The 12,910-nt window shown below is 64.3% G+C and carries 10 protein-coding genes; 5 read left to right on the top strand and 5 right to left on the bottom strand.

The genetic code is table 11. The annotated features are described in order from the left end of the window. The first annotated feature begins 206 nt into the window (after positions 1-206). Entirely contained in the window at positions 207-2,840 is a 2,634-nt protein-coding gene (gene ppc / locus AB5Y81_RS00580) for a phosphoenolpyruvate carboxylase (protein WP_279484910.1), read from the top strand. A gap of 646 nt (positions 2,841-3,486) precedes the next feature. On the opposite strand, the gene AB5Y81_RS00575 is transcribed toward ppc, so the two are convergent. Both AB5Y81_RS00575 and metB read right to left on the bottom strand, forming a co-directional pair. After that, on the bottom strand, positions 3,487-5,955 hold the full coding sequence (locus AB5Y81_RS00575) for a bifunctional aspartate kinase/homoserine dehydrogenase II (RefSeq protein ID WP_279484911.1): 2,469 nt from the start codon (positions 5,953-5,955) through the stop codon (positions 3,487-3,489). Continuing rightward, the gene (metB, locus tag AB5Y81_RS00570; RefSeq protein WP_279484912.1) at positions 5,955-7,127 is read right to left on the bottom strand and encodes a cystathionine gamma-synthase; all 1,173 of its coding nucleotides are present in this window, start codon (positions 7,125-7,127) and stop codon (positions 5,955-5,957) included. Before metB ends, AB5Y81_RS00575 begins: the two co-directional genes overlap by 1 nt. Before the next feature lie 205 nt (positions 7,128-7,332). On the opposite strand from metB, the gene metJ reads away from it, so the two are divergent. The 3 genes from metJ to AB5Y81_RS00555 all read left to right on the top strand — a co-directional run bounded on the left by metJ (position 7,333) and on the right by AB5Y81_RS00555 (position 8,867). Next, positions 7,333-7,656 carry a met regulon transcriptional regulator MetJ gene (gene metJ / locus AB5Y81_RS00565; RefSeq protein WP_005308521.1) on the top strand — a complete coding sequence of 108 codons (324 nt, stop codon included), beginning with the start codon at positions 7,333-7,335 and terminating at the stop codon, positions 7,654-7,656. A 35-nt stretch (positions 7,657-7,691) separates the two neighbouring features. Then, positions 7,692-8,444 carry an AraC family transcriptional regulator gene (locus AB5Y81_RS00560; RefSeq protein WP_279484913.1) on the top strand — a complete coding sequence of 251 codons (753 nt, stop codon included), beginning with the start codon at positions 7,692-7,694 and terminating at the stop codon, positions 8,442-8,444. An 84-nt stretch (positions 8,445-8,528) separates the two neighbouring features. Next, positions 8,529-8,867, top strand: a complete 339-nt coding sequence (locus AB5Y81_RS00555) for a tRNA-binding protein (protein ID WP_201980812.1) — start codon at positions 8,529-8,531, stop codon at positions 8,865-8,867. A gap of 72 nt (positions 8,868-8,939) precedes the next feature. Here AB5Y81_RS00555 and AB5Y81_RS00550 read toward each other — a convergent pair whose 3' ends face one another. From AB5Y81_RS00550 to nudE, 3 genes are all read right to left on the bottom strand, one after another. Then, positions 8,940-10,211, bottom strand: a complete 1,272-nt coding sequence (locus AB5Y81_RS00550; RefSeq protein WP_005308516.1) for an aromatic amino acid transport family protein — start codon at positions 10,209-10,211, stop codon at positions 8,940-8,942. A 412-nt stretch (positions 10,212-10,623) separates the two neighbouring features. Then, a complete protein-coding gene (cysQ, locus tag AB5Y81_RS00545) occupies positions 10,624-11,436 on the bottom strand; it encodes a 3'(2'),5'-bisphosphate nucleotidase CysQ (RefSeq protein ID WP_005308514.1) in 813 nt (270 codons plus the stop codon). Between the two features lie 35 nt (positions 11,437-11,471). Next, a complete protein-coding gene (gene nudE / locus AB5Y81_RS00540; RefSeq protein WP_005308512.1) occupies positions 11,472-12,080 on the bottom strand; it encodes an ADP compounds hydrolase NudE in 609 nt (202 codons plus the stop codon). Positions 12,081-12,218: 138 nt separating this feature from the next. Here nudE and yrfG point away from each other — a divergent pair, with 138 nt between their 5' ends. Next, positions 12,219-12,887, top strand: a complete 669-nt coding sequence (gene yrfG, locus AB5Y81_RS00535; protein WP_024942330.1) for a GMP/IMP nucleotidase — start codon at positions 12,219-12,221, stop codon at positions 12,885-12,887. Positions 12,888-12,910 lie beyond the last annotated feature (23 nt).

Here is a 12,910-nt window from a genome sequence, read left to right as displayed (position 1 = left end):
AATGTAAGTAAGTTACATGACATCGCACCTCGGGACAGGTGATGGAAATACATGTTCTGAATCGGCCTGTTATTTGACCTTGCGCAGACAATCTGGGTAGATTGTCACCCTAAGATGACGGAGCATATGTTGTAATCGCACAACAATAAGTGAGGTCGTCTCGCACCCCGGATGGGTGTCAGGCACCAACAAGATAAGGATGTGGAATGAACGAAAAGTACGCCGCACTACGCGCCAACGTAGGCATGCTGGGTCAACTGCTGGGCAAGTCCATCAAGGATCATCAGGGACAGGCCTTCCTCGACAAGATCGAAACCATTCGCCAGCTGGCCAAATCCTCCCGCAAAGGCAATGAGACGGACCGGGAACGTCTGCTCGACACCCTGCGCAACCTGAGCGACGACGAGCTGCTGCCGGTGGCCCGCGCCTTCAGCCAGTTCCTCAACCTGGCCAACGTGGCCGAACAGTTCCACACCATCTCCCGTCGCTGCGAAGAACAGGTCTGCACCCCGGATCCGCTGGAGCAGATGTTCGACAAGCTGAAAGCCTCCAACCTGTCGCAGGAGGCCATCATCCAGGCCGTGCGCGAGCTGGACATCGATCTGGTGCTGACCGCCCACCCCACCGAGGTGACCCGTCGCACCCTGATCCACAAGCACGTGCAGCTCAACGACTGCCTCGAGGCGCTGGAGCTCTCCGATCTGCTGCCCCGCGAGCGGGACAAGATCCTCAATCGCATCGAACAGCTGGTCAACCAGGCCTGGCACACCAACGAGATCCGCGAACAGCGCCCGACCCCGGTGGACGAGGCCAAGTGGGGCTTCGCCGTGGTGGAAAACAGCCTGTGGCCGGCCATCCCCGAATTCATGCGCAATCTGGACGAGCGGCTGCAACACCACCTGGGTGTGCGGCTGCCGCTGGATGCCGCGCCGGTCAAGTTCACCTCCTGGATGGGCGGTGACCGCGACGGCAACCCCTTCGTCACCGCCAAGGTGACCGCCGAAGTACTGGAGCTGAGCCGCTGGATGGCGGTGAGCCTGTTCTACAAGGACATCAAGGAGCTCACCTCCGAGCTCTCCATGTCCGACTGCACCGATGCCGTGCGCGAGCGAGTCGGTGATCACCCCGAGCCTTACCGCGCCCTGGTGCGCGAGCTGCGCGAACAGCTGCGCGAGACCCAGGAGTTTCTCACCGCCAAGGTGCAGGGCCAGGCGAGCGAGAGCCGGGATCTGGTCAAGACCACCGCCCAGCTGCGCGAGCCGCTGGAGCTCTGCTACCACTCCCTGCACGCCTGCGGCATGGGCAACATCGCCGACGGCATGCTGCTGGACGTGCTGCGCAAGCTGGCCTGTTTCGGCATCCATCTGGTCAAGCTGGACATCCGCCAGGATGGCGAGCGCCACGGCCAGGTCTTCTCCGAGCTGACCCGCTACCTCGGCATGGGCGACTACGCCGAGTGGAGCGAGGACGACAAGCAGGCCTTCCTGCTCAACGAACTGAACTCCCGCCGCCCGCTCATCCCGAGCGACTGGGCGCCGAGCGACGAGACCCGCGAGACCCTGGATACCTGCAAGGTCATTGCCCAGCACGACCCCGATGCCTTCGGCATCTACATCATCTCCATGGCTGGCGCGCCGTCCGACGTGCTGGCGGTGCAGCTGTTGCTGAAAGAGGCCGGCTGCAAGTTCCGCATGCCGGTCGCCCCGCTGTTCGAGACCCAGGAAGACCTGATGGCGGGCACCGCCGTGATGGAGCGGCTGCTGTCGGTGGACTGGTATCGCGGCTACATCCAGGGCCGTCAGTACGTGATGATCGGCTACTCCGACTCCGCCAAGGACGCGGGCATGATGGCCGCCGGCTGGGCCCAGTACGCCGCCATGGAATCCCTGGTGGCACTGGCCGAGGCCAACAACCTGCGCCTCACCCTGTTCCATGGCCGTGGCGGTACCGTCGGCCGCGGTGGCGCGCCTGCCCATCAGGCCATTCTGTCGCAACCGCCGGGATCCCTGCGCGGTGGCCTGCGGGTGACCGAACAGGGCGAGATGATCCGCTTCAAGTTCGGCCTACCCAAGGTGGCCATCCAGAGCCTCAACCTCTACACCAGCGCCGTGCTGGAGGGGAACCTGCTGCCGCCGCCCAAGCCCAAGGAGTGCTGGCGCGCCGTGATGGAGCAGCTGGCGTCTGTCTCCTGCGATCACTACCGCAGTATCGTGCGCGGTCATCCGGACTTCGTGCCCTACTTCCGCGCCGCCACCCCGGAGATGGAGCTCGGCAAGCTGCCGCTCGGCTCGCGCCCCTCCAAGCGCAAACCCAACGGCGGGGTCGAGAGCCTGCGCGCCATCCCCTGGATCTTTGCCTGGACCCAGAACCGGCTGATGCTGCCGGCCTGGCTCGGTGCCCACAAAGGACTGCAGCAAGCCATCGCCGACGGTCAGAAGGGCGTGCTGGAAGAGATGAGCCGTCAGTGGCCCTTCTTCCGCACCCGCCTCGAGATGCTGGAGATGGTGTTCCTCAAGGCTGACGTCTGGCTGGCCGAGTACTACGACACCCGGCTGGTGCCCAAGGAGCTGTGGGGCCTCGGCAAACAGCTGCGTCAGGAGCTTGCCGACTCCATCCAGGTGGTGCTGGAGCTGCGCCCGCAGGGCGACTTGCTCGACGACCAGCCCTGGATCAAGGAGTCCATCAAGCTGCGCAACCCCTACACAGACCCGCTCAACGTGCTGCAGGTCGAGCTGCTGGGCCGCTCACGCAACCACCCGGAGACCCTGCATCCCGAGCTGGATCAGGCGCTGATGGTCACCATCGCCGGTATTGCCGCCGGTATGCGCAACACCGGTTGATAGTCTCGGGGCTATCAAGCTCCCCTCAATGACAAAGGGCGCCTCGGCGCCCTTTGTCATATCTACAGGGCATGCTGGAGCCATATTGCCGGAGAATCCTTGGTCGTTAGGCGTTGCCATGGAATCGCAGGGTCGATTAACTATCAGGCGCAATCGCCCGCTTTACAGCTTTAGAGGATGGTGGATGCAAGCCTGCCGGTCTTGAAGGGGTTTCGCCCGCCCTTCGGGCTGGGGCGAGTGACTTTGGAAAGACCCAAAGTCACCAAAGGTCTTCTCCCCCGCTTCTTCGCCCGACTACGTCGGGTACCTTCGGCTCACCAGCATGTCCGACGGCACGCGCCGACGGGCCATCCATGGCCCGGCGCCACTCGCTCGACATCCTGTCTCGCGACCTGGACAAGCGTACTCGCCTCAGCGAATAAGAGGGGGAACCAATACCGTGCCCGTTCTTGACCAGTCTGTGCGGGCGCAATATCCGCTCATGCTACCTGTGCAACTCCGGTTACTACCTGACTCCTGCCTGCAACCTGTTGAAGAAGCTCAAAACGGGCCGCTTACGGGATAGGGAAATCAACCGGCAGACCTGCAGCTAAACAATAAAAAGAGGCGCCACTGGCGCCTCTTTTGCTGAACGGCTTGTCCGCTGTTACAGGCTGGCACAGATCTGCCAGAGATCGTACTGGATGGCGGCGGCCGTCACTTCCCGGCCAGCGCCCGGGCCCTGAATGACCAGCGGGTTAGTGCGATAGCTGTCGCTCTCGATGGCGAAGATGTTATCGCACGGCAGCAGGTTGGCGAACGGGTGGTGGGGCTCCAGCGCCTCCAGCCCGACCCGCGCCTTGCCGTCGTGTTCGAAGCGGGCGACGTAGCGCAGCACCTTGCCGACCCGGCGCGCCCCCTCGAAGGCGGTCTGGATCGGGTCATCCAGTTCCTTGAGCCTGTCCATGAACTGATCCGTGCTCACCTTGCGCAGGGAGACGGGCACCAGGTTCTCCAGCTCGATGTCGGCGGAGTCAAGCTCGAAACCCGCCTCTCGCGCCAGGATGAGCAGCTTGCGGCGCACATCCTGGCCGGAGAGATCCTCGCGGGGATCCGGTTCGGTCAGGCCGTGCTGCCACGCCTCGTCCACCAGCTCGGAGAAGGGGCGAGTGCCGTCATACTGCTGGAACAGCCAGGAGAGGGTGCCGGAGAAGATGCCGGAGACCCCCTGAATGCGGTCGCCGCTCTGGCGCAGCATCTGGATGCTGGACTGGATCGGCAGCCCGGCACCCACGGTGGCGTTGTAGCGCCACTGCACCTGATGGTCGCGGCAGGTCTGCTTGATGCGCTGGTAGAACTCGCTGTCGGCGGCGCCGGCAAACTTGTTGGCGGCGATGATGTGAATGCCGAGCTGGGCAAAATCCGGGTAGTAGCGGCTCACCGTCTCGCTGGCGGTCATGTCCAGCGCAATCAGGGTATCGAAGCCGTGCTGCTCCAGCTGGGCCAGCAGCTCGGGCCAGATCAGCGGCTTGGGATTGAAGTTGTCCTGCACCTTGAGCGGATCCAGCCCCTCTTCATCGAGCAGGCCCCCTTCCGAGCTGAACACCCCGTAGAGGGTGAGCGCCAGGTTCAGTTCATGCTCGAGCCGCGCCTTCTCGCGAGCGTAGAGATTCAGCCAGTGACCGCCGATGTTGCCCTTGCCGAACACCACCAGCCCGACCCGGTTCGGGCGGCTGAACAGGGCGCTGTGCAGGGCGATGAGCAGCGGCTCCAGCACCACCTGGCGCAGCACTGCCACCAGGCTCAGGCCGTCTTTGGCCACCTGCACGAACTCCAGCGGCTGATCCGCCAGCAGCTGGTAGAAGCGGTGGCACTGCTCGGCGTTGTCGGTGACGCCGGCCCCCACCAGCGCCACCAGGCTGTAGCCTTCACGCTGGATAAGAGCGGTGAAGCTGCCCTGCAGCTGGAAGTCGCGCAGCAGCTCGAACGCCCCCTGCGCCACCTCGAGGGTGTAGGCGAGGCGCAGGATCCGGCGATCCGGCTGGCGCTGCAAGGTGAGCGGGTTGAGGCGATGGCGGGTCAGATGGGCCTCGATGGTGGCCACCGTCTGCTCATAGTTTGTCTGCGGCAGTACCTTGAGTTCGATGAGGGCGATCTGATCCACCGAGGAGACGATGCGGGCACCGCCGGAGCGGGGGGCGCGGCGCAGGATGTGGGTGCAGCCCTCGTCCGGGTTGTAGCTGCAGCGCAGGGTGAGCCGCTGGCGACTGTCGGCCACCGGTTGCAGGGTGCGCGAGTGCAATACCGAGGAGCCGAGGCGGGCCAGCTCGTTCGCCTCGGCCAGGCTCAGACGCTCCAGCAGGCGAGCTTCTTTCACCCGGCGCGGGTCGGCGCTGTAGACCCCGGCCACGTCGCTCCAGATGGTGGTGGATTCGCCGTCCGCCAGCAGGGCCAACAGGCTGGCGCTGTAGTCGGAGCCGTTGCGACCGAGCAGCAGGGATCGTCCCTCCATGTCGGCGGCGATAAAGCCGGTCACCACGATGCGGCCGGCGTGTTCCGCCAGCCGCGCCTTGAGCAGTTCGCTGGAGAGCGCGGTATCCACTTTGACCAGGGCGCCATCCTCGGCGCGCAGGAAACTGCGAGCATCGAGCCAGATGGCCTTGTCGCCGCGACTGGTGAGCAGGGCCGCCAGCAGGCGCGCCGACCACACCTCGCCAAAGGCGAGCATGCCGTTGCGCTCGAAGCGGTCAAACTGCCCCTCCAGGGTCTTGGCGATGAGCTGCATGTCGTCGGCCAGCTGCTGGCTCAGTTCGAGGTGAAGCTCTCCTTCCAGCAGACCGTCGATCAGGCTCTGCTGATAGGCCTGCAGGGCCGAGATGGCCTCGCCGGCGGCTTCATCCCCGGCTTCGGCCAGCTCCACCAGCTGGATCAGCCGGTTGGTGGTCTTGCCGGCGGCGGAGACCACCACCAGCTCTCGCCCGCCCCCCTGCTGCTCGGCTTGTTGTTCGAGAATACTGGCGACCCGGCGGTAACAGACCGGATCCGCCAGGCTGCTGCCACCGAATTTGTGGACGTGACGTCGCTTCAAGCCTGCTTCTGTTGCCACCGCGATCTCTCCTTGTTGCTGCTGTTCCATTACTTCGCCACCTGCTGTGCCTGCTGTGCTTGTGCAAACGCCTGGGCCAGATCGGCCACCAGATCCTCACCGTGTTCGATACCGACCGACAGGCGCAGCAACTGGCTGCTGATGCCTGCCGCCTGCTGTGCGGCCGGGGTCATGGCCCTGTGGGTCATGCTGGCCGGATGGGCCACCAGACTCTCCACCCCGCCGAGGGATTCGGCCACCGAGAAGAGGGTGAGGGCCGCCAGGAAGGCGCGAATGCCCGCCTCGCTGCAATCGAGCTCAAAACTTAGCATGGCGCCGAAACCGGACTGTTGACGGCGCGCAATATCGTGGCCCGGATGGCTCGGCAGGCTGGGGTGATAGATGCGTTTGACCAGCGGTTGCTGCTGCAGAAAGGCGAGGATGCGGTCTGTGTTCTCCTGATGGGCGCGCAATCTGGGGGCCAGGGTGCGCAGACCGCGCAGGGTGAGGTAGGAGTCGAACGCCCCGGAGGTGAGCCCCAGACAGTTGGCCCACCACACCAGGGAGTCGGCCAGCTCGGGTTCCTTCGCGATCGCCACCCCGCCCACCACGTCGGAGTGGCCGTTGATGTATTTGGTGGTGGAGTGCACCACCAGGTCCGCCCCCAGCGCCAGCGGCTGTTGCAGCAGAGGCGAGAGGAAGGTGTTGTCCACCGCCACCTTGGCGCCCGCCGCGTGGGACGCCTCGGCGATGGCGGTGATGTCCACCACCCGCAGCAGCGGGTTGGAGGGGGTCTCGACCCACACCAGCGCCGGCTGCTGGGCCAGCGCTTCGGCCAGTGCCGCCGCATCCCCCTGATCAACGAACTGCACCCGGTAGTGGCCCTTGGCCGCCAGGTACTCGAACAGGCGCCAGGTGCCACCGTAACAGTCGTGGGGGGCGATCAGCAGATCCCCCGCCTTGAGCAGAGCGGTGGTGACCAGATGGACGGCCCCCATGCCGGTGCCGGTCACCACGGCGCCGGCGCCCCCTTCCAGCGCCGCCAGCGCGTCCGCCAGATTGGTGCGGGTCGGGTTGCCGGAGCGGGCATAATCGTATTGACGAGGCTCGCCAAAGTCGGCAAAGGTGTAGTTGCTGGAGAGGTAGATGGGCGGCACCACGGCACCGTGTTGCTGGTCAGTCTCAATCCCGGTGCGCACTGCCTGGGTGGCCTTGTGGGTCATGTCACTCTCCTTGATGTCTCTTCACACGCTGGCATCTTGCTGCCACGCGTCATCCCGCCATTGCAGGCTCATGGTGAACCACACTACGCCAGCTTAAAAAGGCCGTCAACACTTCTAGACGTCTAAATGGCTTTGCTGTTGGATTGCCATTGATTTCCTTAAGGGTTAAAATCCGCGCTCACGGCTAAACGAGAACAGGTGGATCATGGGTACAGAGTGGAACGGCGACTACGTCAGCCCCTACGCGGAGCACGGCAAGAAGAGCGAACAGGTCAAGAAGATTACCGTCTCGATCCCGCTCAAGGTGCTGAAGGTGTTGACCGATGAGCGCACCCGCCGTCAGGTGAACAACCTGCGTCATGCGACCAACAGCGAGCTGCTCTGCGAAGCCTTCCTGCACGCCTTCACCGGTCAGCCGCTGCCCTGCGACGAAGATCTGCGCAAGGATCATCCGGACAGCGTCCCTGCCGAGGCGCGTGCCATCATGGAAGCGCTGGGCAAAGAGATCGAAGATTTCGACGCCGAGTAATCCAGCAGCAGATGCCAGACAGCAAACCCCCTTCGATGACGCGGCCCCTGGCCGCGTCATCGCTATCCGCCCCTTTCAGCCTGCGTCGCTACCAGAGCGACGTCTGCAGCCACAGCCACGACCATGCCCAGCTGGTGATCCCCCTCGACGGTCCCATCGAGATCGAGGTGCAGGGCCAGGGGCGGCGGCTCGCACCCGGTTTTGCCTGCATCATCGCCCCCGGTGAGCGGCACGACTACGCCGCCGATCCGGCGCTCTCGTTTCTGGTGCAGGAGAGTCACTGGCTGCCCGGCGAGCTGGGCGAACGCCCCTTCATCGAGCTGGACGAGGCCCAGCGCCACTACCTCGCCTTCCTGCACCGCATGGTGGCCGAGGGGCGCCACGTGGCCGGCATGGAGCAGGTGTGGCTGGGTCTGCTGGCAGACGCGCAGCAGGCAGGCTCGCGCGGCCGTGCCCGCCTCGCCCCGCGCATCGGCAAGGTGCAGCGTCATATCGAGGCGCATCTCGCCGAACCTCTCAGCAACGAGCGGCTGGCCGCCATCGCCTGCCTCGGCCAGAGCCAGTTCAAGCACGCCTTCCAGCAGCAGGTGGGGATGAGCGTCTCCCACTACATCCGGGCGCGGCGCATGGCACTGGCGCGTACCCTGCTCGCCCACACCGCCCTGCCCATCGGCGACGTGGCCAGCCGCTGCGGTTACCAGAATCAGGGGGCCTTCGGCGAGCGCTTCCTGGCCGAAACCGGAGTGACCCCTTCCCTCTGGCGCCAACAAAACGGCCGCTTGCCGTAACCGGGCGGCCGTTTGCCGAAGACGGCGCAGGTGGTTTCGAGGCATGCTGAGGCTCATGCAAGGTATGGGCAACGAGGAGCCAAGATGCAGAGCATAAGCTGGCAGGATTTCGAGATGGTGGAGCTCAGGGTGGGCACCCTGGTGCGGGTCGAACCCTTCCCCGAGGCGCGCCGCCCGGCCTACAAGGTGTGGGCGGATTTCGGCCCCGAGCTCGGGGTGCGCAAGAGCAGCGCCCAGATCACCGACCTCTACCGACCGGAGGAGCTGGTAGGTCGCCAGATCGTCGCCGTGGTGAACTTTCCCCCCAAGCAGATAGGGCCGATCCAGTCGGAGTTTCTGCTGACCGGCTTCTACCGGCCGGATGGCGCCGTGGTGATCGCCATCCCCGAGCAGGCGGTGGAGAACGGCGCCAAGCTCGGCTGAGGCCACCACCGGACAGATACAAGAGAGGCGACCCAGGGGTCGCCTCTCTCTTTTGCGGCTGGTTGCTCGCCGTTACTTCAGCAGGCTGAAGATCAGCGCCGACACCGCCAGCGAGCCGGTCAGCAGGATGAAGCCGTTGGCCCAGCGCTGGCGGAAGCGGGCCAGCGCCTCCACCTTGTAGATGGCCACCACCGGCATGATGAACAGGATCATGGCGATCACCGGGCCGGAGAGGGTCTCCATCAGCCCCAGGATCCCCGGGTTGATGATGGCGGCGCCCCAGATGGAGAAGAACATCAGGGCGATGCCGAGCTTGTCCGCCTTGGCCAGCGACAGGCCGGTGGGCTTGGCGATCAGGCTTTTCAGGCTCTCGCGGGCACCGAGGAAGTGACCGAGGAAGGAGGAGCTGATGGCGATGAAGGCGATGAGCGGCCCCAGGGTCACGATCACCGGGTTGTCGGTGATGTTGGCGAGATAGGAGAGTACCGAGACGTTCTGGGCCTTGGCCTCGGCCAGCTGGGCCGGCGAGAGGCTCAGCACGCAGGAGAAGACGAAGAACAGCACGAAGCCCACCAGCATGACGGTGGTGTTGCGCAGGATCAGACTGCTCTTGGCTTCCGCCTGCTCGCCGTACTCCCGGCGCTGCACGTTGGCAAAACCGGAGATGGCGGCGGCGTGGCTGAAGGCAAACACGGTGACCGGCAGCGCCAGCCAGACGGTGTTGAGGAAGCTGCCGCCCTCCAGGCTGCCCAGCTGTGGCCACTGCCACTGGGGAATGAGGTAGCAGGAGAGGGCCGCCAAGATGGCCGCCAGTGGATAGACCATGACGGCAAAGGCGCGCAGCATCGCCTTCTCACCGGCCAGCATCACGGCGATCATGGCGAACACCAGCAGGCCGGAGAGCATCACCCGGTTCGGGGTCGCCATGCCGAGCTGATTGATCATGAAGCTCTCCACCGTGTTGGTCAGCCCGACCCCGTAGATGAGCAGGATCGGGAAGATGGAGAGGAAGTAGAGCGCCGAGATGAGGCGGCCGGCCATCTTGCCGAAGTGCTCCTGGGCCACCTCGGTGAAGTCGGCGTGGGGGCGCGAAGAGGAAAGCACGAAGCGCGCCAACCCGCGGTGGGCCAGGAAGGTCATGGGGCCGGCCAGCACGGCGACTATGATGAGGGGCCAGATCCCGCCCAGACCCAGGTTGATGGGCAGGAACAGGATGCCGGCACCGACGGCGGTACCAAACAGGCTGATGACCCAGTGGGTGTCGTGGCGGCGCCAGGGGGTGGCGCTGACGGTGGTGGAGCGGGAACCGGACAGCTCCCCTGTGACGTCTACAGATAAACTCATTACTAATTCACTTTTTGTCAGTGTTTTAATCTGAGTTCATTGTGGTTTATCGGGATTTAATTCTCAAAAATCCCCCCTGAAACATATCACTACCATTACGGGCTTCAGCCAGTGAGATTGGGAATGGAATCGGGATCACATAAATGAGTAAAACTAAATTCAGTCAAATTAACGAAATTTAAAACCAAATTTTCATTCATGGTCAATTTTTTATTTTGGCCAAATGATCGTTTGCAGAATTACCTGAAAAATCGTGCCATTCCGCCGCCCTCTCTTGTGATGATTCACTGTCATTCCCGCGCTTTGCCAGCGGATATTCCTGTTCATCCCCGATAAAACCAGCGGATCACACCATGCAATCAGGCGGCCATGGGGCCGCCTGATTGCCGTCAACGATGAGATATTCACCCGCTCAGTGAGCCAGAATGCTGCCCCAGGCGAGATCCGGATCCCCCATCACGATGAAGTCCGGGTTCTCCAGCGACTCCGTCTCGTTGTAGCGCAGCGGCTGCAGCGCCAGGCTGAGGATGCGGCCACCGGCCGCCTCGACGATGCACTGGGCGGCGGCGGTGTCCCACTCGCCGGTGGGGCCGAGCCGCACGTAGCAGTCGGCCGCCCCTTCCGCCACCAGACAGGACTTGAGGGAACTGGAGCCGAGCGGGATCAGCTCGTAGTTGATGGCCGGGTTGAGGCGGCGGGTCAGGTTCTCCAGCTTCTGGCGGCGGCTGATGGCCACCACCAGCGAATCGGGCTGATCGTGCTCGTGGTGCATGGCGCTGATGGGGTGCACCTCGCCGTTCGCCTCCTTGAAGGCGCCATGACCGCGTACCGCCCAGTAGAGCACGTCCGACTCAGGGGCATAGATGACACCGAGTACCGGCACATTGTCCTGTACCAGGGCGATCAGGGTGGCGAAGTCGCCGCTGCCGGCGATGAATTCGCCGGTGCCATCGAGGGGATCCACCAGCCAGTACTGGCGCCAGTTGGCGCGCTGACTGAAGGGGATGTCGGCCGCCTCTTCGGTCAGCACGGGCACGTGGGGAGTGAGCGCCGACAGCGCCTGTTTGAGGTAGGCATCGGCAGCAAGATCGGCACTGGTGACCGGGGTCGCATCCTCCTTCAGCTGACGCTCGAACTGACCGCCGTGATAGATTTCGTGAAGGATCCGGCCCGCTTCGCGCGCGATCTCCTTGACCCCCGGCACCCAGGCCAACAACTCCTGCATCTTGTCATCCTCTGTATTCAAACTGCCCCTGCGGGCTACTCTGCCTGCTCCGCCAGCCAGCGTTGGGCCAGCAGCAGCGCACTGATGCTGCGCGACTCGGTGAAGTCGGGGCGCGCCAGCAATTCGTCGATCCGGTTCAGCGGCCAGGGGATCACCTCGAGGGGCTCGGGCTCATCGCCCACCCGCTGCTCTGGGAAGAGATCCCGCGCTAGCAAGATGTCCATCCGGCTGGAGAAGTAGCCCGGCGCCAGCGACACCTGCTTGAGCAGGGTCAGGCTGTTGGCCCCGAAGCCCGCCTCCTCCATCAGCTCCCGGTTGCCCGCCTCGAAGGCATCTTCACCCGGGTCGATCAGCCCCTTGGGAAAGCCCAGCTCGTAGGAGTGGGTACCCGCCGCGTACTCGCGCACCAGCAGCAGGGTGTGGGCATCAAACAGCGGCACCACCATGACGGCGCCCCGGTTGCCGCCGCGCATCCGTTCGTAGACCCGCTCCTCGCCGTTGGAAAACTTGAGGTGGAGCGACTCCACCTTGAACAGCCGGCTCTCGGCCACGATCTCGGCCTTGAGGATCTCCGGCTTGCTCTTGTCGTGCGCCATGGTCTCGACGCTGAGGTGGACGGGTTTGCGTTGGTGGTGATCACTCATCGGGGCTGGCTGCTCGTTAAAAAATCGTGTTTCAAGAGTAAACGACTCCCCTCTCGAACACCACGGGGCAAGGGTGGGAAAGCGGCGGGAAAAATCCGTTATAATGCCCGCCCGTTTCGACCCGACCACCGAGGCCCCATGCCGACCCCACTGCCCTGGCACCAGATAGACACTGTCCTGCTCGATATGGATGGCACCCTGATCGATCTCCATTTTGACAACCACCTCTGGCAGCAGCTGGTCCCCGAGCGCTATGCCGAGCGACTCGGCCTGCCGCTGGCCGAGGCCAGAGTGCAGATCGAGGCGCACTACCAGGCCGTCAGCGGCACCCTCGACTGGTACTGCGTGGATTACTGGAGCGATACCCTGGGGCTCGACATCCGCGCCTTCAAGCAGGAGATCCTGGAGAAGATCCAGTGGCGCCCCAACGTCATCCCCTTCCTGGCCGCGCTCAAGGCCGCCGGCAAGCAGCTGGTGCTCTTCACCAATGCCCACCCCGCCAGCCTGTCGGTCAAGGATGCGCACCTCGGCCTCGCCGAGCACCTCGATCTGATGGTGAGCACCCACGAGCTGGGCTGGTCAAAGGAGAGCCAGCGCTGCTGGCAGGCACTGGCCGAGCGGCTGGCGTTCGACCCGGCTCGCACCCTGTTCGTGGATGACAGCGAGCGGATCCTGCGCGCCGCCGCCGATTACGGCATCGGCTACCAGCTCGCCATCCAGAACCCGGACAGCCGGCAGCCCGAGCAGCGCATCACCGCCTTCCCGGCGATCCGCGACTACGCCGAGCTGTTGCCCCTCGGCACCTGATACGCTCAAGGCCCTCATCGCGA

Source organism: Aeromonas sp. s2, assembly GCF_040907935.1.
In the GTDB taxonomy this organism is placed as follows: domain Bacteria; phylum Pseudomonadota; class Gammaproteobacteria; order Enterobacterales; family Aeromonadaceae; genus Aeromonas; species Aeromonas dhakensis.
The sequence above is the reverse complement of the archived record's forward strand: the minus strand, read 5'-3'. Positions and strand labels throughout refer to the sequence as shown.